The sequence below is a fragment of the Labilibaculum sp. K2S genome (assembly GCF_030372765.1).
GTDB lineage: Bacteria > Bacteroidota > Bacteroidia > Bacteroidales > Marinifilaceae > Labilibaculum.
The window spans coordinates 80,503-101,538 of the sequence record NZ_JAUCMW010000004.1; the positions used below are offsets into that span (position 1 = coordinate 80,503).

20 protein-coding genes are annotated in these 21,036 nt (G+C 38.0%); 3 read left to right on the plus strand and 17 right to left on the minus strand.

What is annotated here, in order from left to right:
- Positions 1–154: 154 nt before the first annotated feature.
- Both QUH73_RS07560 and QUH73_RS07565 read left to right on the plus strand, forming a co-directional pair.
- On the plus strand, positions 155–520 hold the full coding sequence (locus QUH73_RS07560; RefSeq protein ID WP_289529829.1) for a lipocalin family protein: 366 nt from the start codon (positions 155–157) through the stop codon (positions 518–520).
- 4 nt (positions 521–524) lie between these two features.
- Positions 525–3,632 (plus strand): AsmA-like C-terminal region-containing protein, encoded by a 3,108-nt coding sequence (locus QUH73_RS07565; protein WP_289529830.1) that lies wholly within the window; start codon positions 525–527, stop codon positions 3,630–3,632.
- A 272-nt stretch (positions 3,633–3,904) separates the two neighbouring features.
- On the opposite strand, the gene QUH73_RS07570 is transcribed toward QUH73_RS07565, so the two are convergent.
- The 17 genes from QUH73_RS07570 to QUH73_RS07650 form a co-directional block, all read right to left on the minus strand.
- Entirely contained in the window at positions 3,905–4,600 is a 696-nt protein-coding gene (locus tag QUH73_RS07570; protein ID WP_289529831.1) for a rubrerythrin family protein, read from the minus strand.
- 99 nt (positions 4,601–4,699) lie between these two features.
- Complete coding sequence (locus QUH73_RS07575; protein ID WP_289529832.1) at positions 4,700–6,076, minus strand: sensor histidine kinase; 1,377 nt, start codon at positions 6,074–6,076, stop codon at positions 4,700–4,702.
- Positions 6,073–6,750, minus strand: a complete 678-nt coding sequence (locus tag QUH73_RS07580) for a response regulator transcription factor (RefSeq protein ID WP_289529833.1) — start codon at positions 6,748–6,750, stop codon at positions 6,073–6,075. Before QUH73_RS07580 ends, QUH73_RS07575 begins: the two co-directional genes overlap by 4 nt.
- A gap of 62 nt (positions 6,751–6,812) precedes the next feature.
- The gene (locus QUH73_RS07585; protein ID WP_101311337.1) at positions 6,813–7,292 is read right to left on the minus strand and encodes a DUF2231 domain-containing protein; all 480 of its coding nucleotides are present in this window, start codon (positions 7,290–7,292) and stop codon (positions 6,813–6,815) included.
- A gap of 229 nt (positions 7,293–7,521) precedes the next feature.
- The gene (locus QUH73_RS07590) at positions 7,522–8,385 is read right to left on the minus strand and encodes an SDR family oxidoreductase (RefSeq protein ID WP_289529834.1); all 864 of its coding nucleotides are present in this window, start codon (positions 8,383–8,385) and stop codon (positions 7,522–7,524) included.
- Positions 8,386–8,435: 50 nt separating this feature from the next.
- The gene (locus QUH73_RS07595; protein ID WP_289529835.1) at positions 8,436–9,017 is read right to left on the minus strand and encodes a Crp/Fnr family transcriptional regulator; all 582 of its coding nucleotides are present in this window, start codon (positions 9,015–9,017) and stop codon (positions 8,436–8,438) included.
- A 152-nt stretch (positions 9,018–9,169) separates the two neighbouring features.
- On the minus strand, positions 9,170–10,219 hold the full coding sequence (locus QUH73_RS07600) for a serine hydrolase domain-containing protein (protein ID WP_289529836.1): 1,050 nt from the start codon (positions 10,217–10,219) through the stop codon (positions 9,170–9,172).
- 137 nt (positions 10,220–10,356) lie between these two features.
- Positions 10,357–11,403, minus strand: a complete 1,047-nt coding sequence (locus tag QUH73_RS07605; RefSeq protein ID WP_289529837.1) for a beta galactosidase jelly roll domain-containing protein — start codon at positions 11,401–11,403, stop codon at positions 10,357–10,359.
- Between the two features lie 49 nt (positions 11,404–11,452).
- The gene (locus QUH73_RS07610) at positions 11,453–12,520 is read right to left on the minus strand and encodes a beta galactosidase jelly roll domain-containing protein (protein WP_289529838.1); all 1,068 of its coding nucleotides are present in this window, start codon (positions 12,518–12,520) and stop codon (positions 11,453–11,455) included.
- A 45-nt stretch (positions 12,521–12,565) separates the two neighbouring features.
- A complete protein-coding gene (locus tag QUH73_RS07615; protein ID WP_289529839.1) occupies positions 12,566–12,934 on the minus strand; it encodes a hypothetical protein in 369 nt (122 codons plus the stop codon).
- 526 nt (positions 12,935–13,460) lie between these two features.
- Entirely contained in the window at positions 13,461–14,147 is a 687-nt protein-coding gene (locus tag QUH73_RS07620) for a response regulator transcription factor (protein ID WP_289529840.1), read from the minus strand.
- A 173-nt stretch (positions 14,148–14,320) separates the two neighbouring features.
- A complete protein-coding gene (locus QUH73_RS07625) occupies positions 14,321–15,898 on the minus strand; it encodes a sensor histidine kinase (RefSeq protein WP_289529841.1) in 1,578 nt (525 codons plus the stop codon).
- Positions 15,899–16,027: 129 nt separating this feature from the next.
- On the minus strand, positions 16,028–17,101 hold the full coding sequence (arsB, locus tag QUH73_RS07630) for an ACR3 family arsenite efflux transporter (protein ID WP_289529842.1): 1,074 nt from the start codon (positions 17,099–17,101) through the stop codon (positions 16,028–16,030).
- Between the two features lie 3 nt (positions 17,102–17,104).
- On the minus strand, positions 17,105–17,527 hold the full coding sequence (locus QUH73_RS07635) for an arsenate reductase ArsC (RefSeq protein WP_289529843.1): 423 nt from the start codon (positions 17,525–17,527) through the stop codon (positions 17,105–17,107).
- Positions 17,528–17,708: 181 nt separating this feature from the next.
- Positions 17,709–18,038, minus strand: coding sequence for an ArsR/SmtB family transcription factor (locus QUH73_RS07640; protein WP_289529844.1), 330 nt, complete (start codon positions 18,036–18,038; stop codon positions 17,709–17,711).
- A gap of 156 nt (positions 18,039–18,194) precedes the next feature.
- Positions 18,195–19,346 (minus strand): iron-containing alcohol dehydrogenase, encoded by a 1,152-nt coding sequence (locus QUH73_RS07645; RefSeq protein WP_289529845.1) that lies wholly within the window; start codon positions 19,344–19,346, stop codon positions 18,195–18,197.
- An 18-nt stretch (positions 19,347–19,364) separates the two neighbouring features.
- Positions 19,365–20,042: a type 1 glutamine amidotransferase domain-containing protein gene (locus QUH73_RS07650; RefSeq protein ID WP_289529846.1), complete on the minus strand. Its 678-nt coding sequence runs from the start codon at positions 20,040–20,042 to the stop codon at positions 19,365–19,367.
- Between the two features lie 93 nt (positions 20,043–20,135).
- On the opposite strand from QUH73_RS07650, the gene QUH73_RS07655 reads away from it, so the two are divergent.
- Positions 20,136–21,035 carry a LysR family transcriptional regulator gene (locus tag QUH73_RS07655; protein ID WP_289529847.1) on the plus strand — a complete coding sequence of 300 codons (900 nt, stop codon included), beginning with the start codon at positions 20,136–20,138 and terminating at the stop codon, positions 21,033–21,035.
- The last annotated feature ends 1 nt before the right edge of the window (position 21,036 follow it).

Genomic DNA, 21,036 nt, shown 5'->3' on the forward strand with positions numbered 1-21,036 from the left:
CTCACAAGAGAATGAGTGTAATTTGGGAGTTCCATATGGCAACTAAAAAACAAATTATAAACATATGAAACGACCCGACGAAAAGTGTTACACACAGGAGAATGAGTGTAATTTGGGAGTTCCATATGGCAACTAAAAAACAAATAATAATCATATGAAACGGATCACATTACTTTTTTTAAGCATTGCTGCAGCAGCACTTTTCTCAACCTCTTGTACTGACGAAGAAACTCACCCCAGTTTTGATGAGTCATTAATTATCGGCAAATGGAAAAGCGGGACTTTGTTCGAAAGATACGACTCTGACAAATCGGGTGCTACCTGGGATGAGGGTGAAGATGTAAAAGAAAGCGAAGCCCAGAAATTTACCTGGACAATAACAAAAGATCAGTTAGAGCAGATCCACATTATCGAAAATGGCGGTAACGTTCCAAAAGTATACACCATTACGAATTTAACGGCATCATCATTAGAATACGAAGACGCTTACGGGAAAACAAAATCATTTATCAAACAATAGTAAAATGCGGATAGTAAAAAAAGTAGGAATAGCTTTACTGGTACTGGTTTTTGTAGTAGCAATAACTGCAGCAATAGCCTTGTGGTATGTTCTTACGCCAGAAAAATTAACACCAATAGTTAATAAACAGGTAAAAAATTATTTAGCCTGCAATACGGTCATCGAAAAAGTTGAACCCACTTTTTTTAGTACCTATCCGTTTTTTGGCATTGAGCTAACGAATCTCTGTTTAACCGGGAATAATAATTCTGTAAAAACAGATACCCTGTTGTACGCTAAAAAATGCTTTACCTCGCTAAATGTTAAGGCGTATTTATTCGACGGTGATATAAAGCTTAACCCGTTTTTGGTTGAAAATGGATATTTGAATTTCAAAACAGACTCATCCGGGCAGTCTAATTTCGATATTTTTAAAAGCAGTTCCGATGCAGCAGATGCTGATTCTGAGGACTCATCATTGGGTGACATCGACATCAGCAATGTAGAATTTACAAATTTTAATGCCAATTATACGGATGAGACGACATTTAGAAAGGCTGCTGTTATCAACGGAAATGCTGCGCTCGGCTTTGTATATACCAAGGGGAAACAGTCTTTTGATTTGGATCTGAAAGTCAGCCGATTGCTGTTTACAACATCCGACTCGATGGATCTAAGTATTGATGCCAAAAACTGTGATCTGAAAATAACTTCGAAGGCTGCGGACAAAAACCGATTCAATTCCGATGCAAAGCTTGTTTGTAAGGAATTGTCTCTAGCTATGGCTGGCGATACTATTTTATCGAAGCTAAAATTGGACACGCACCTGCCTTGTTCTGTAAACATCGCCGAAAACAGTTTTGATTTAAAAGAGGCAAAACTGATTGTAAACAATGAGCAGGAAGTATTGTGCAGCGGGATTGTAAAAATACAGTCCGATAATTCGATTGCCACCAACATTAACTACTCAACCAACAAATTGGATGTCGAAAAAATTATGGCTCTTGTTCCCAAAGCCTATTCGGCTCCCTTAAAAGATATCAGGGCTAAGGGATATGCACAACTGTCCGGATCGGTAACAGGCCTTTATTCGGATACGAACACTCCCCTTGTAACCGCAAACGTAGAATACGATAAGGGCGAAATTAACTATACAGGCTATCCAAAAGTGAAGGATATCAAATTATCGATGTCGGCAAAGGTGGATGTAAATAAAAACCAGACTTCGGATATTACTGTAAACAGCAGTTTTGCCAAAATACGAAACAGCAGCGTTTCTGTTACAGGAACTATCGCGGACATTTTGGAAATGCCACGCTACGACATCTATTCGAAGGGTGATGTTAACCTGGCCGATTTTCAGTCGTTTGTACCCAAAGATCAGAATGTAATTGTTCGGGGTTGGGTAAATGGAAATCTGCATACCCGGTTTTCTCAGTCTGATTTGGATCAAGAGGCATATCACCGCATTTATTTAACCGGCGATTTCAACGCCCGGGATTTTGATGCAGTCTATAACGACACAACAAAGGTAAACCTTCCTTCGGCAAAAATTAAGCTGAATTTACCCAGTCAAAGCAGAGCAGACAAAAACCTTCTGTTTGCAAACATCAAAATGGATGCACCAAACTTTACAATGCACCTATCTCCTGCTATGAGTGCGGTGACTGAAAATCTTGAGCTTTCTGTCGATATCAATAATCCTGTAAAAGGAGCCCCGGCACCCATAACGTCGTGTATTTTTAAATTGGGCAGCCTTACTGCTGCGGCCGATACTTTATCGGTTAGCGCAAACAATGCAAACGGACGATTCGAATACGTTCCAGGCCTTAACGGAAAACAAGAGATTGCACTTATTAATTCTACAATTAACAGTGATGAAATTGCAATAACCGGCAAAGACTCTATTCTGTTTGATGCTAAAAAGCTGTATGCAAAAACGAATTTGAAGTACGACGACTCGCAAAATAATATCATTCTTAAATGGCAGCCCGAAATGGCAATCAGTTTCTCCGATGCAATTTATAATTTGAGTGAACAGCTAAAGGGTAAAATTCCCAACATCTCGTTTACACTTAATCAAGACACGATGGAGATTCAAAAAGCGGCTTTAATTTTGGGCAATTCCGATTTTAGCCTTACGGGCCAGCTTACCAACATCTCTAACTATCTTAACGACCAGGCATTGCTGAAAGGAAACTTTAACTTGGTCTCTGAAAATACCGATGTATATCAGCTGATGGACATTTTTAACGGCATGGGCAGCCAGGATTCAACTCTTGCCGGCAATAAAGAGGCTGCGCCCGAAGACGATCCGTTTATGGTGCCAAAAGGTGTCGAAATTCGGTTGAACACAACAATTGCCAAGACTGTAGTAAATGATAATGTAATCGAAAATATTAAAGGTGGACTTACTGTAAAAGATGGCACCCTTATTCTCGATCAGATGGGTTTTACAAGCAAGGCTGCCAACATGCAGTTAACGGCAATGTACCGTTCCGACAGAAAAAATCACCTCTTTACCGGCATCGACTTTCATCTTTTAGATATTGATATTGCTGAATTAATTGCTCTGATTCCTTCTGTTGACACAATGATTCCCATGTTGAAATCATTCAAAGGAAAAGGCGAATTTCATTTGGCCGGAGAAACCTATCTTAAGAGTGATTATTCTCTTAAACAATCTACAATTCGTGGTGCGGCGGCTTTCCAGGGACGAGACCTAACACTTATGGATACCGAAACATTCGACATGATTGCCAAAAAACTACTGTTTAAGAAAAAAACAGCAAATGTGATAGACAGCCTTAGTGTTGAGATGACTCTGTTTAAAGACGAAATTGATCTGTACCCTTTCCTTATTGTAATGGACAAGTACAAAGCAGTTATTTCGGGGCGTCATAATATGGATAACAGCTTTAACTATCACATATCGGTAACAGATACTCCGCTACCTGTTCGATTGGGACTGAATGTAACCGGAACAATGGATAACCTGAAATATGACCTTGTGGAGTGCAAGTACAAACACTTGTACGACCCTAAAAAACAAGGAGCTTTGGAGGAGCAAACTTTACGTTTGAAAAAGCTGATTTCGGAATCGCTTAAGGAGAACGTTAAAGAGATTAAATAGAGTGAACAAGTTTCAAGTAAAAAGGAGAAAGGAACAAAGAACAAGAAAACCAGCAAACAGCCAGCTGTGATCAATTCGTTGATTTTGTTGACTGCACAATGGAAAGCCGGGGATTTTCCCCAAGCGAAATAGTAAAATCCTGACGGCGTAAATGCTCGTCAGGATTTTTTTTATGGATATGATACCATTTTACAAACAAATCAAATACAATTAGGTCCGGTAGGATACATTGGTGTATCCTACCGGACCTTGTTTGTGTGTTGCTGTATAAATTATAAACTGTTTATTTTTATGAATTTTTCAGAACTGGTCATTGAAATACCACAACGTTCAGAAGGTGTTTGGTCGTAGGTATTTCCGCAGGTAGGACAGATATAGTAAACCTTGGGCAATTCGTTCACGGTGTTGTTATTAAGTGCGAGCAAAGCATTCCTGTACATTGCCTGATGTTTTTTCTCCACCTCGAAGGCGTAGTTAAAACTTATTTGTGCCAATTGGGTTTTCGAGTTGGCGGCATCCTGCAAAAAATCAGGATACATAGTGGTCACCTCATACGATTCCCCTTCAATGGCATCCTGCAGATTCTCGCCGGTTGTTTTTACCGTAAATTCAGGTGTGATGTTCGGAACTGCTCCTCCTAATTCCACGATAACAGATTTATGATTATTGGCATGCACCTTTTCGGCCATCGATGCGGCTGTAAACAGCAAAGCGATGTTATGATTTCCCTCCTGCTCCGCTTTTTTAGAATAGGCTGCATATTTGGCTGATGCTGTGGTTTCCCCTTTAAATGCAGCCTGCAAATCTGCCATTGTTTTTGCCTTGGCTTCGTCAGGTGCTATCTGCTTTTCTTTACTTTCGGCAGCTACGGGGTTTTGTAATTTTGCTTCTTTTTTGTTTCCTGTGTTACATGAACTGAGGATGCCGATCACTACGGCTAATGCTGATAAGGATAAAAGCTTTTTCATTTTTATTCTTTTTTTTGTTTTAATTAATAATATACAATACAAATATGGCACGTATACCATTAAAGCTTCCTTTAGCCTTTCTTAAAATCAGCTTAAAAATTATCCTTTAAAATGGAGATGGAATTGAGTTCCCCGGTTTATCTGGCTGTCCGCCTGTATTTGTATTCCCTGAATACCGGCAAGCATTTTAACAATGTACAATCCCAATCCGGTACTTTGCACCAAAGTACTTCCGGGAACGTCTACCCGGTAAAAACGATTAAAAATATGAGGCAAATGTTCCTGTGGAATGCCAGGTCCGTTGTCGCTAATCGATAAAATTCCGGCATCGGCCTGCCAATTACAAATCAACTGTCCCTGTTTGTATCCGTATTTAACAGCATTGCTTACCAGGTTCTCCATAATCATTTCAAGCAATCCAAAATCGGCTTGAACCACTGTATCCTTCGGAATATCCAATTTCAGAATCATCTGCTTGCTGTTCATCTGCAGGCGCCATCTGTTTTTAACGGCAAGCAGCATATCATACAGATTAACAGGCTTTTTAACAATTGAAAGATTTCCCGAATCCAAACGGGCTAAATAAAGCAACTGATTAATAATATGATTTATCGAATCAACTTCGTGAATTACCTGCCGCACTTTTTCCTCATATTGCTGCGGTTCCCGGGTTTTGCGAATAAGCACTTCCAGGGTTCCTTTAATACTGGTAAGCGGCGTGCGCAGTTCGTGCGAAATATCTGCTGTAATCTGCTTCTCACGGCTGCGTCCGGTTTCAATTCGTTCCAACAGGGCATTAATAGTAGTCGTAAGATGATAAATTTCGTCGTGATGAACCGGCAAAGGTAAACGTGGATCAATATTGTTATAATTCATTTTTTCAGCGTAAGCAATCAACCTCTTAACAGGAGCTATACTCCGCGATGCCACCAGCGATGTTACCCCGTAAAAAAACAATAACATCAGCGGAAACGCTGCAAAAAAAGTATTCCGCAGATTGGTAAGAATTAATATGGAATCAACCTGGGAAATTCCAATATCGAGTTGTCCGATTATTTTACCACCTTCAGTTTTGATGGGAAATTGTCCCTGTCGGATCTTTTTCCCATTAAACTCTACATTAAAAAACAGCTCCGAAGTCAGGGAATCGGCAAACTGCAACTGATCGTTCTCTAAATTCCGCGAATGAAAGATCACAGTACCACGGTCATCCACCATCTGTAAAAAAATGGGATCCACTTCTGCTCTATTGTGTTCCATCTCTTCCCACTCGGCATTCAGACTAAACACCAGAGAATCACCAACAGTGCTTATCTGCGAAAACAATTCCGCCCTTTCTTCCAGGATATTACTATCGAGGTGCCGGTACGTAGTGATGTAAACCACAGCATACACCGCAGCGAATACCACCAACATGGTAATGGCTGCAGCAACGGTATTAAAAAGGGCTATGCGGTTTTTAAAATGCAGGTTCATGCTTCTTCATTTATCCGGTATCCAACTCCCCGAATGGTTTCAATAAACGATTCGCTGTTTTTATCATCGAGTTTTTTGCGAAGTGCATTGATGTACACATCAATTACCGAGGTATCATAATCGAAATGTATATCCCACACTTTCTCGATGATGCGGGTGCGCCGACTTACTTTTCCCTTGTTGCGCAGTAAAAACTCAAGCAGGGCAAATTCCTTTTGAGTCAGTTCCACATTTTCATCGGCTTTACTTACACGGTGCGAATCTACATCGAGAATGATCTCCTTGTATCGAAAGACCGAATTTTCTCCGCTTTTTCCGCGCATCAGTACCCGAATTCGGGCTAATAATTCGTCAAAAGCAAAAGGTTTCCGAATGTAATCATTGGCTCCGGCTTCAAGCCCAAAAACAGCATCGTCGGTGGTATCACGCGCGGTAAGGAAAATAACCGGTACCAGATGACTCTCTTTACGAATATTCCGGCATATTTCTATTCCGCTCATACCTGGCAGCATCCAATCAAGAATTATGGTATCATATTCTTCCAGATTATCCAGAGCTAATTGCAGACCTGTTTTTCCATTATCGGCCACATCAACGGCAAACCCCTCCTCTTCCAGCCCATCTTTAAGGAAATTGGAAATGGAGGTTTCGTCTTCGACTAATAAAATTCGCATATGTTTTGTTTAAATATTACACATTATTCTTCATTTTCATCAACGTGTTCTACCAAAATGACCTAATCATCCTCCTCATCGTTCTGTAAGGTATCAAAATTACCAATACCTAATTCCACACCTGCTGCATGTTTAAACACCAACTGACCGCCCAGATAACCTGTACGGGCAACACTACCGGCAGCTGCGAACAATAAAGTAAAAGCCAGAATTTTTAGCCACCGCATTTCATTTTTAATATAATAGAGAACAATTTTTACTCCCGCCGCTGCCATGGTTAACCATAGAGTAAAGGCTGCAGATTCTTCATGAGCCTCCAGTGCCCGTTGTAAAGAGCCTCCATCCATACCATCGCCGGCGGCATCGCCTGTAAGATAGGCTGCAACAGCCCCTAAACCTGCCAATACTATAATATAAAACGAAACCTGAAGATAAAATTGTTTCTTAAATATAAGTCCAATTAGTTCCGATACAAATGCTACCAATACCAAGGCAACCGGAAAATGAACAATCATTGCATGTAAATGTGTCGCTGTAAACATCGTTTCAGTTTTTAAAAGTTTATACAAATATTAGTACTTCCCCTTTTAAATTGGCTTAAGCAAAACTTAAAATCAGCTTAAAATTTCAGTTTAGCATCATACCATTGTCTGGTTAATTGGCCGGACAGCGGCAGATTGAACAGTCGTTTTCCTTCAATCCGCAATGAAATCTGAGCGAACTGAAAAGCTTGACATTCAGTATTTTTCCTACCATCACTCACACAAAATGTCAGGCTAAGTTTTTACTTACCTGTTCAATAAAAAAGTCTTTTAATTTGTGTTTGCCGTATTGTGGTGCCTGCATATCCATTCCCATTGTTGTCATAAAAAATTCAATGGGGCCGTATGTTTTTGAGCTTGTAACTGTTCGAACAGCACAAAGAGCAAATTTTCTTATCCAATCTGAAAGATGGATGATTTTTACCGGCTTCGAATAAGCTTTCAGCGCCAATTCTGCAATTTCATTTTGTGAAAGCATATCGGGACCTCCAACATTAATTTCTTTTGTTGTCTGACTTATTGCACCGACCACTATTTTTGCTAAATCCTCACCATGAATCGGATTTAGTTTTAGTTTCCCATTGCCAAAGAGATAAACTTTTCCTCCTTTTGCCATTTTTAAAAAATCGCCCATATCAGAGAAAAATCCGTTTGGTCTGATGATGCAAAAATCCAATCCCGAAGATTTCAAATAATCGCCTAATTTTTCTTTGGCTTCACAAATTTTTAAGTTTCTTAGCTTTTCTCCGTTTAAAACCGATATATAAATGAATTTTTTCACTCCGCTTTTTTTGGCTTCATCAATTAAGTTTGCATTTGCCTGGTAATCGACATCCATATATGTAAGACCATCTTTTTGACGGGTAATTCCAACAGTACTAATTACAATATCTATATCACTGCAAATACCTTTTAATGTTTCAGAATTAGTTATTTGGGCCTCAACTATTTTCAAATTATCATGCTCCAACTGAACTTTTGTCTTATCGCGAACAATAATGCTTGTATCATATCCATCTGACACTAATTTTTTGGTTATGTATTGCCCCAGATAGCCTGTTGCTCCAGCAACTAATATTCTTTTCTTTTCCATATTTTTTTTTCAAAGATATAGAATGAGCATTTTTATGCTCTTGACGTTCGTCAAGAATTTCCTTTAGCTAATACTCTTTTTTTTATCCTGCTTAACGTTTCAGGTGAAACGCCCAAAAAAGAAGCGATGTATTGCTGCGGAACACGCTGAAATAATTCACCATTGGTCTCCAAAAGTTCAATGTACCTTTCTTCGGCCGATTTTGTGACAAATGAAGCAATAATTCGTTGACAGACTATCAATTCATTTTCAGTGGCAATCCGCGCTATTAATTCAAATTTTGGAGATATTTCCAATAATTTTTCAATGTTGGTTTTATCGAAAATATAAATCTCAGTATTTTCTATTGCCTGATAATTTTCTCTTGCCGGAACATTGTATGTATAACTCTCTCCTGCACAAATGAATTGACCATCGGTGTAAAAGAAAGCAGTCCGGTCTTTCCCATCAACATTATAAAACAAACGAACACAGCCTTTGGTTACAAAGTATATTTCATTTGCTATTTTTCCTTCGGTAAAAACTATTTCATTTTTATCAAAATGTCTCTTTTTTACGAAAAGCAGAATGTTTTCTTTTTCATACTCGCTTAACTTGGTGTAGTTTTCAATATGTCTGATTAAATATTCCATTAATTGTTCATATCTGCTAAAATTTTGCCCAACGGTAAATTGAATGTTGTTTTGCGGATTGCATGGCACTTTCCTGATAAGTTACGAAAAAAACAAAGCCGACTACAGCCATTTAATTTACAGCTACTTCGATTATTGTTTCGATACATTAATTACGAGCTTTTTTTACTTCTCACTATTTTTACAATGCGATTGTATATGATTTCCGCTAAATTCCAGTCATATCCATCAAAGTTGGTTGTATTATTAAATTGAATAACAACTGTATCAATGTCTTTGTAGTATTTGGCAATACTCTGATAGCCAACAAGAAGACCTGTATGTTCGTACACGTAAATGGAGGAATAGATTTCCTGTTCCCCTTCATTAAACACTGAACCATCATTTAATGCCCGCAGAAATATACCCACATCCTCTGCTGTTGCCAGCATTAAGCCTGTATCTTTAGTCTTAAAATCTTCCTCAATTCCAACGTAATAACCACTCATCACATTGTCTATATCCACTTCATGAAGCGAACCAAATGTATGATTGAGCTTGAGAGGAATCAAAATTTCCTTTTTGATATATTGCTGATGACTATAACCCAGCACTTTATCAATGAGGTCCTCAATCAACATATAATTGGTATTTGAATAACCATAATCTTCACCCGGTTCAAAGTCAGCTGGTAAATCCAGTGCGTATTCAAGTGTTTCCTGTCTGTTTTTGGGCGGTTTTTTCCAATAATCAGGATGGTCTACAAAATTGGGAATGCCACTTCGATGCTGTACCATCATTCTCAAGGTAATTTTATCAGCATTTTCAATTCTTCCCACAAGTTCCGGAAAGTAATCAGCGAGTGTTTTATCCAAGGACAAACGTCCGTCTTTGACTAATTTAGCAACAGCAACAGCGATATATAGCTTGGTAATGCTGGCAATCTTGAATAAGGCCTTCGGGTAGGCTGGAATTTTGTTTTTTCGGTCATGCCAGCCTGCCGCATAAAATTCCGGTGGCTTCCCGGCTTGATCCACATAAACAATCATTCCATCAAATCCATGATCAATGGCTTCATTTACTTGTTCCTGAACCGTATCAGGCAGTGGCAAAATCCAAGCCTTTACCAAAATCCATGGCACGAACCACAAAGAGGATATACTTGCAAGAATAAATGCTATTCGGAGTATTCGGAGTATTCGTTTTATTTGTTTCTTCGTCATAGTGTCATATTTTTCAGAACGATGCACTTCATATCATTTATCTGTTGTTATTCGTTACTAATTACACATAAATGACTTTTGATTTTTACAGAAGATCTTTCACTTCTTCAAGCGTAAATTTTAATTCAAGGTGATAATTAGTTTCGCCTTCTTCTGCTATTCCAATAGTTGATGTAATGATCTTGTGAAATTAAACCAATGGAACCAGTATAAATTCCGCCTCCCTGTGTGGCGTCGTAAACACGCACAACAATTCTATTTGTTCCTTTTTTAATCAGATTTACAGGCAGATAATAACCTCTTAGCTGCTTATAAGTATTTGAATAATGCTGCACCGTTGAAGGATCAAATTCACCGGATTGGCCAACCAACACTCCGTTTACAATTACCTGATCGAGATCATCAATCTTGCCCAAAACAAGAACCATTCTCTCTGCCAAAAACTTATCATTGGCATTAAAATCGAGAACGTAACAGGCATATCCATCGTAATTTTTATAGCCCTGATTCTCCCAAAATCCAGGAACAATAATATCATCCCAATTGGATGCATTTTGCAGATCTTCATGTGCATAACGCCCCGTCTTAAACTTCCATTTACCTCGTAAATCAATGTCAACGGGTATTGCATCGCGGTCTACTACAACAGAGATATCACCACGAATAATACCTCCTTCTCCTACATCATCGTAAACACGAACGGCTATTACATTATTACCGCGCAAAACGGCCGAAGGAATATTGTACACCCGGTTCGAATTGTAAGCTGTAGAATAACGGGGAGGAAAACTGCCCGATTGTCCGATTCGTATTCCATTCACAAAAACTTCATCCACATCATCAATATTTCCCAATTTAAGAAACAGACTCTGACCTTTTAGCGAAGCCGAATAGCTAAAACTGGTTCTGTACCATGCAAATCCATCGTAACCATGAAATCCCTGATTTTCCCATGCCGAGGGAACATCAACCCGTTCCCAGTTGGAATCATCATAATTAGGATCTGCCCATTTCGAATTGTCTCCAATTGAGAATTCCCAACGACCGTTTAAGTCAACCACTTTCTGATAATCCTGCGCTGAAGTTTCATTTCCAAGTACACAAACACACAGCATTACAAAAAGAAACTTCATCCATTGAATTATATGCTCACCCATTCTATTCATATCTTCTACATTGCACATTTACAAAACAGTTAGGGCTGTAAGTACAACCCAGGAATTATTGCGGTAATTAATCAAACCAATAATCAATAAACTTCTCAAAACCCGAACGGTTGTCCTTGTACTCTCTTTTCACCATTTCCTCAGCCAGTTCGATATCGGTAATGCCGATTGGACCTCTATAAATTCCACCTGGTCCGGTATAATCTTTAACCATCACCTCTATTACATTTACACCACTACTTTTCAATAAGCCCTTTGGAATTTCGTAGGCCCGAAAAGTCAAATGATACGCATTATCATACCAATTACTACCTCTTTTGTACCCCATCCATTTGATTCTCTCTCCATTCAGCCACACCACATCCTCATCGTCAATCACTCCCAAGATCAATGCTTTTCCTGAAGTATTCAAATCCGACGGATAGTTGAATTCTTTGGTATATTTGGCTTTTCCGTCTAAATCATTATAACCTCGGGCTTCCCAAAATCCGGGAACAAATATTTTTCCTTTTCGATAAGTTACACACTTTAAATTTCCTTGATCAACAGAGTTTCCACATTCAAAATTCCAGTAGCCCGTTAGGTCTACATCCATTCTCTCCTGATCTTTATCAATAAAAATACCTACTGGTCCTTGTGTGATTCCTCCATTTAGAATTCCATCATAAACCCTTACAGCAATTACGTTTTCACCATTTTTATGAATCAAATTTGCAGGCACCGGATACATTCTCGGAATGTTGTATGCCGTTTTCATTCGCGGCGGAAAATTACCCGATGCGCCGATCAATTTTCCGTTTAAGTACACCTCATCCACATCATCGATATAACCCATGTATAAATAAAGGTACTCTCTGTTGAATGGCTGGCTAATTTTAAAGGTTTTACGATACCAAGCAAAACCATTGTAATCTTCATAGCCATTATCCTCCCAACTGTTAGGAACAAATACATTTTGCCAATCGGAATCATCGTAATCAGGGATGGCTCTTGCAGGGTCATCCCCAATTGAAAATTTCCAGTTCCCTTCCAGGTTCACCAAACTTTTCAGATTCTCGGATTGTATCGTACCCACTTGAAAAATCAAAAACAGAAGTAGAATACATCCTTTCAAAATTTGGCTTTTATAGATCATACTATTCATTTCTTATCTCCTCTAATTTATACAAACACTTCCGGTTTACCATCTCAGCATTTTAAATTTAACCTTAAGGGCTAATTCTTCACCAACCAGACCGGGAATCGCCTTAATTTTTGCATCCTCCATTGTTTTGCGAACGGCTTTTTTCAGTTCTTCATTAAAACCAATTACTTTACTCACCACAACCCGGTTATTTTCATTTATTGTACAACGCAAAACTATTAGTTCAGATTCTCCAAGATCAATTAAATCTGCAAAATTTGTTTGTGATACTGATTTGTGGATTTTATTCAGTAAAATACTTTTTTCTTTTTCTATTTTTTGTTTATCGGGAGTTGTTGCCATTCCCAAACTTGCAGCTAACAGTAAACATACCAATGCTAAAAATGCTGTTCTTATCGTTTTCATCATCCTAATTTTTAAATTACCAATCGTTTTAGTTTTTAAAAGAGAATGGAGTCGTACGCCCACCATTCCATCTATCTTAACTTTCTATTGGTAAAATTAGGCTGCTGAAAAATCATTTGTGTCACCCCCAGGTTATAAGATGTCATCAATTGTCATCAGTTGTGTTTTAAGGTGATAAAGCTATCTAATAGTTCGATTTACCGACCTTTTGCCATTACAAAACTACCTCTAAATTTCCTAAGGGGACTTTCACATTGATCAAGTGTTGCAATAAGCTAATAATAAGCCCCTTTAGGAGCTTGGGGTGATTAACATACACCACAAATAATGACTACTACAACCAACTTGCTCCCCTTCTATTTTTACAAGCACCAAGCTAAAGCACGGTGCAATGGATACTTGATACTTTTTCCTTGATCCCCGAGCTAAAGCACGGGGCAATGGATATTACTAAAACTTTTGACCTATCAACAATTTGACCCTTCAAGACTTTTTGACTTTTTGACTTTTTGACTTTTTGACTTTTTTAAACCACCAGACGATAGCCAACACCGTGCACGGTTAGTATTATTTTTGCATGATTTGGATCCTGCTCAATCTTGTGTCTTAGCTTCAAAATAAAATTATCAATGGTTCGGGATGTTGGCTGATAATCCGTTCCCCAGATATGGTCCAAAAGATCATCACGACTAACAATCGTATTCTTGTTGTCCCACAAATAGTTCAATATCTCAACTTCTTTGTGCGACATCTTCACTTCCTTCTGATCGACAAATCCTTCGAAAGAGGAAAAATTGATTGATAATTTTCCGATTTCCACTGAATTACCGGCTTTGCTTTCTATCCTGTTTTCGGTACGCCTTAGTACTGCTCGTATCCGGGCCAGCAATTCACGCAAACTAAATGGTTTGGTAATGTAATCATCAGCACCAAACTCCAATCCCAATACTTTATCGATCTCCTCACCTCTTGCTGTCAGCAGAATTATAGGCGTAGCAATTCCTTTTTTGCGGGCTTGTTTACAAATATCAAATCCCGAAATTTTTGGAAGCATTACATCCAAAAGCACCAGAGAGTATTCATTTCCTAAGATTTTATCCAGTCCAATTTCGCCATCATCGGCAACATCAACCTGATATTCCTCAAACTCCAGATTATCTTTCAATCCCATTAACATGCCGGGCTCGTCTTCCACAATTAATATTGGTTTCATCTGTTTATAATTTTAAGTTTTTGTCAGATGGAACTTACCATATAATCATCTCCCTGTGTGTAGAAAGCTTTATACATGGACGTTTCATGTGTCTAAATTTGTTTTTTATTGCCACATGGAACTCGCCAACTTAGTCATCCTCGTGTGTGAGAAAAGTCTTCTCATGGCTCGTTTCATATGTCTACAATTTCAAATCTTTCATTTTTATATCTCAAAGGAAAACTTAGCGTAAAACAAGTTCCCCCCTCTTTTGAACTCTGAACCGTTATCTGCCCGTTGTGCGCATCCATAATGTGCTTTACAATGCTCAATCCGATTCCCGAACCTTTCACCTTATTGGCCAAATCACCCGAACTCACCCTATAGAATTTATCGAAAATCAGTAGCTGATCTTTTTTAGAAATTCCAATCCCAAAATCGATCACATTTATGTAGGCAAACTCCAAATCGGCATGGCATACAATCTCAATTCTCTTGGTCTCGTCACTGTATTTTACGGCATTATCAATCAAGTTGATAATTGCTTCGGAAACGGCTTCTTTGTCAATAATAAGCTTTGGTAACTCATCGAAAGCTTCAAATTTAATTTCAAAGCCCTTTTTATGAAGGTGCTGTCCGTAGTTTTCGAGAATTGTTTCTATTTCGGCATTAATATCCGCCTCCCTAAAATGATATTCCCGCTTACCGCTTTCAATTTTACTAAAATTAAGGATATTATTCACCATGTTCGATAAACGGTTGGCCTCGGTGTTAATCACCTTATAATATTCCTTCTTTTTTTCTTCGGATGGCAGGCGTCCCATTTCCAAGGTCTCCGAATACATATTTATCAGTGCCAACGGCGTTCTTATTTCGTGCGATACATTAGATATAAAATCCGATTTTAATTGGGTCAGCTTCATTTGCTGCCGGATGTTCCGATAAACAAACCAGGCGCCCAACAAAAGAATCAGATCCATCACAATCAGCATAATTATATTGGTATTTGTTCTTTCCCGAACCAAATCCTCAATGGTATTTCCTTTCATCTGAATGCCCAAATCGTAAGCCGGGAACAGCCAAATCTGTCTGCGTTGCTGAATATTCTTTTCGCCTTCATCGAAAACAACATTGGAATAAATCTCGGTGTTTCTCTTTTTATCAATTACCGAAATATAAAACTGGTCTTGTGCAATTCCCTGAATTTTCGGCCCCAGATTTTCTTTAATAAACTTCTCGGTGTCAACAAGCAGTAAAACCGTTTCCACGGATAAAGAATCAACAGTTCTTGCAAACGCAAACAGACTTTTTCCTTTCCTGTTAAAGTCAAGAACACCTATTTTCTGATAACCGCTTTTAATGTATTCTTGTAATCTTTCAATATTGCCCGCATTATTGGCAAAAGCATTTTCCAGATTCCTTTTGAGAATCGTGATGCTGTCTTCAGGAATTTTTTCTTTCGGGAAGAGTTGATGCTTTAAAGAATCAATCAGAAAAAAAGCATCTATCGAATAATTTTTAGACACTAATAATTTTATTTCTGTTTCGACACCATATTTTCCTTTATCGAGCTGATTGGCCCAACCACTGATTACATCATCGGAATACTGATTGACAGAAAACAGAATGGACTCTAACTGACTGGAATAAACAGAATCAATAACTGCCTCATTTTGATTGATATTACTGATCTCGTATGCAGAGAAAAACAAGGAAGGCAAAACCAATATAAGGGTAAGGAGTATGCCAATTTTTAATCCAGGTTTAATCATATAATTGTTTTTTGTATTTCAAATATAAGGAATATTACCGATTGTATTCAATATGATTAAAGCATAAAAAAAGTCACGGTTCCATACGAACCATGACTTTTTGTTCTATTGACAAGAGTCTGTTAACTGCTAATTATCAGCACACTTAACAACATCTATTTTCCCTTTAAAGTACTTATCTTTTAATCTCAGCGAAACATTTACCAAGGCGATTAATACCGGCACCTCAACCAGTGGCCCAATAACTGCAGCAAATGCAACTCCCGAATCGATACCAAAAACAGCAATAGCTACTGCGATGGCCAATTCAAAATTGTTACTGGCTGCTGTAAAAGATAAACTCGCTGTTTTGGCATATCCTGCTTTAAATTTCTTTCCCATAAAGAAGGAAATTACAAACATGATCACAAAATAAATGACCAAAGGAATCGCGATTCGAACCACATCAAATGGCAACTGAACAATGTATTCTCCTTTTAACGAGAACATCACAAAAATGGTAAACAGCAAAGCAAATAAGGTAAGCGGACTAATTTTAGGAATGAATTTTTTCTGATACCAATCCTTGCCTTTTGCTTTAATTCCGAAGTATCGGGTAATCATTCCGGCGAAAAATGGAATTCCAAGATAAATCATTACGCTTTCCGCGATATCTCCCATGGAAACATCAACTACAGAACCTTGTAAGCCAAAATATTCGGGCAGCACAGTGATGAATACATAGGCATAAACAGAGAAAAACAATACCTGAAAGATGCTGTTAAAGGCAACTAAACCGGCAGCATATTCAGGATCTCCTTTGGCCAAATCATTCCAAACAATTACCATCGCAATACATCTGGCCAAACCTATCAGTATCAATCCTGTCATGTATTCCGGATAATCCTGAAGAAAAATAATAGCCAAAGCAAACATCAAAGTTGGTCCCAAAATCCAATTCTGAACTAAAGAGAGAATCAATATCTTCCGGTTTTTGAAAACATCCTTTAGTTCTTCATATTTTACTTTTGCAAGTGGTGGATACATCATGATCACCAATCCGATAGCAATTGGAACATTTGTGGTTCCCACCGATAATTTGTTCCAAAATCCAGACATGGCAGGAAAAAAATACCCCATTCCAACACCAATTGCCATGGCCGCAAATATCCATATGGTAAGATATCTGTCTAAAAACGATAATTTCTTATTTAAAGCTCCCATGTTTTATTTTTTTAGGATGTATTCCTCATTAAATTTTGCGAAATCTCTGCGGATTTCATCACGTACTCTTCTAAATACATTGAAAATTTCTTCTTCAGTTCCCTCGGCATAAGCCGGATCGTCGAAACCAATGTGTAATCGGGTTCCAACAGGTCCAGTAAATGCAGGACAAGCATCTTTTGCTCCACCACACACTGAGATTAAGAAATCAACTCCATCTTCCAAGAATTCATCGACTATTTTGGGGCGAAATGAGCTAATATCAACTCCTATTTCAGCCATCGCTTTCACTGCCAAAGGATGTACCCGATCTGCAATTTTAGTACCTGCCGAAACAACTTCCAATTCAGGGTTAATTTCACGTAAAATTGCTTCACCCATTTGACTTCTACATGAATTTCCTGTACACAAAACCAATACTTTCATACGCTTATAATTTGTTTTTTAATTGCCATATAAAACTCCCAAATTACACTCACTCTCCTGTGTGCAACACTTTATAGGGGCGTTTCATATCTCTTAATTAGATATGAGATGTGAGAGCTAAGATATGAGAACATCTCAGTATCCTGTCTGCTCTTTTCTCATTCTGATTTATATTAATTATTTACGAACAATTCTTTTCTTCTTCAGGAGTAATCTGAGTCAAAAGATCATCAAACATCTTTCTCAACTTCTCAATACCTTTTTTTTTCAGACAGTACTTTATTTTCAGCCCTTCCACTTCTCCTTGAATCAATCCGGCCGATTTAAGTTCCTTCAAATGCTGAGATACCGTAGTTCTGCTCAAAGGAAGAAAATCAGATATATCTCCCGAAATGCAAGTGGGTGTTGATGCTAAAAACTGCAAAATGGCAATTCGGGCAGGATGCGCCAGTACTTTTGCCATTGCAGCTATTTCTTGTTGGCCTTCTTCGAATAAATCTAATTTTTTCATAGTTCTCAGTAAATATCAATCGCTCTTACTTCTAATGACGCAAACATACGTCATAGATTTCATTATCACAAATCAAACTGATAGATTTCACAATTTCTTAACACTAAAAAAGGCTGTACCAATTAAGATACAGCCTTTATATTTATTGAATAAAACTTACAAACGTGCCTCAAGAATTTCAGCAACATCTTTCACCTCAACATCAGGAAGCATGCCTACAAAACCTCTTTCTTCGAAACGGCTGGCAATAACATCAATGCTATCTTGTCCCACATTGTGTTCGCTCAAACGGGTTTTAATTCCAACCTGATTGAAGAATGCCTCTGTTTTATCAATTGCCAGAGTCTTTTTCTCCTCATCAGAACCTTCGGTGATGTTCCAAACCCTTTCAGCATACTGAAGCAATTTTTCACTTCTCTTCTCTTTCAATTGAGTCAATAATCCCGGCAATACAATAGCCAAAGTCACTGCATGATCGATACCATGAAAAGCAGTCAGCTCATGACCAATCATATGCGTTGCCCAGTCGCTTTTCACACCCATTCCGATCAAACCATTTAAAGCCATAGTAGCTGCCCACATTAAATTAGCTCTGTTCTCGTAATCAGGAGTATCCGAAGCCAATGCTTTTGGTCCTTCTTCCAACAAAGTGAGAAGTAGTCCCTCTGCAAAGCGATCCTGAACCGGAGAATTTACCGGATAAGTGAGATATTGCTCCATTACGTGAACATAGGCATCTACAATACCATTAGTGACTTGTCTCTTCGGCAACGAATAAGTTGTTTCAGGGTCTAAAACTGAAAATTTCGGAAACAGCAATGGATTTCCAAATGCCTTTTTTTCCTTTGTTGCAGCCTTTGTAACAACACCTCCATTATTCATTTCGGAACCTGTTGCTGCCAAAGTTAAAACAGCACCTAACTCAACAGCCTTGGTAATTGGTGCCCGCTTAGCCAAAATATCCCATGCATCGCCTTCGAAGTAGGTCGCTGCCGCAATAAATTTTGTTCCATCCAAAACAGATCCGCCACCTACTGCAAGAAGAAAATCTATCTTTTCAGATTTAACTATTTCAACAGCTTTCATTAAAGTCTCGAAATGAGGATTAGGTTCAATCCCTCCAAATTCGATAATCTCATACCCTTTTAAGGCATCCACAACCTGATCGTAAACACCATTTTTCTTAATACTACCACCACCATAAGTCATTAAAATCTTAGCACCTTTAGAAATGTGCTTGTTTATTTCTGCAATTTTTCCTTTTCCAAAAAGAATGTTTACCGGATTGTAAAAATCAAAATTTTCCATCTTATTTTGTTGTATTAGTTAATCTATTTTTTCCTTTAATAATTTCACCAGTTCTTTCGCCATTTCCAAATCAGAAGCAGGATTTTGTCCTGTGATTAATCTGCCGTCAACCACCACATACTGTTGCCAGTTTGCAGCACAAGAATAATTTGCGCCCTTTTCAACCAATGCTGTCTCTAATAGAAAAGGGACTTTCTGATCCGTTCCTATTGCTTCCTCTTCTTTATTGCTAAAAGCAGTCAGGTTTTTACCGTCAATCAAAAAAGAACCATCGGCTAACTTTACATTGAGTAATCCTGCTCCGCCATGACAAACCGCACAGACAACCCCGCCTTTATCGTAGATTTCTCCTGCGATTTTTGCAATTTTTTCACAATTTGGCAGATCAAAAACAACGCCATGTCCTCCCGGAAAATAAATCGCATCATAGTCATTTGAGTCAATTTCCTCGGGAACTTTTGAAGAGTAAAATTTTTCACTTGCTGTTTTATCTGCAAAAAAAGATTTCACTTTAGCGGCATCCAAATCGCATTGCTTTGCAGGAACAGCTCCACCTTTAGGAGAAACAAAATCAATTTCCACTCCATTTTTCACCAAATAGAAATATGGAACTGCAACTTCCAACACATAGCAACCAGATTCCCAACCGGAAGCATCTTTAAAATGACTGGTTACTGCAAACAAAACTCTACTCATGGTTCTCATTTATTATTTAAACAAAGTTAAAGTCTGTTTTTCTATAAAAAAAGTTATTCTTTTTATACATTTATATAAAATAATTTATATCACATGTTGAATCTGGAATGGTACCGAACCTTTAAAGCAATCTATGAACGTGGCACCTTAACCGGCGCTGCAGAGAGTTTGCTGATCACCCAACCAGGTGTTAGTCAGCAACTATCTTCGTTGGAAGCTTATATGGGAGTTAAGCTGTTTGAGCGAAAACCACGAAGAATGCTTCCTACTCCCAATGGAATTCAATTGTATAATCAAATTGAAGAAGCAATCATTCAACTTGAAAAAACCGAAGAGAATTTTAAGCGAAAAACACTATTAAACAGACCTAAAATAAAGGTTGGAATGTACTTGGAAGTATTCCACTATGCCTTTGCCCCAATTTTAAACCAACTTGAAATGGATGTAGAATTTCTTTTTGGTGAGACAGAAGAATTGCAGGATAAGTTGTTTCGAAAACAACTGGATTTACTCATCACCACAGATCAAAGTAATTATAAGGATATAAAATACGCTCCATTCTGCAAAGAAGAATTACTTCTTATCAGCAGTAAAAATTTAGATACCATTCCTTTTAATCAATTAGTATATGAAAGAAAAATGGATGAAGCCGAAAAATGGCTCTCCGAGCAAGATTGGTATTCTTACTCCCATAAAATGGAAACCATAAAATCATTTTGGGCTGATAATTTTAAGAAGCATCCTTATTTCAGACCAAGATACGTAATCCCAAATTTGAATGCCATTCTCGATGCTATTCAACACAACAATGGATTGTGTTTATTGCCTTTTAGTATGTGTAAAGATTTAATTGAGAAAAAAGAGATTAAAGAAGTGTGGCAGGGGGTGAAAACAACTTATTCAACAAAATATTTTGCCTTACAAATGCAAAGTAAAAACCTAAAGCAGGCTGAAGAAATAATTCAGATTATTACCAATAACACAAATCAGTAAC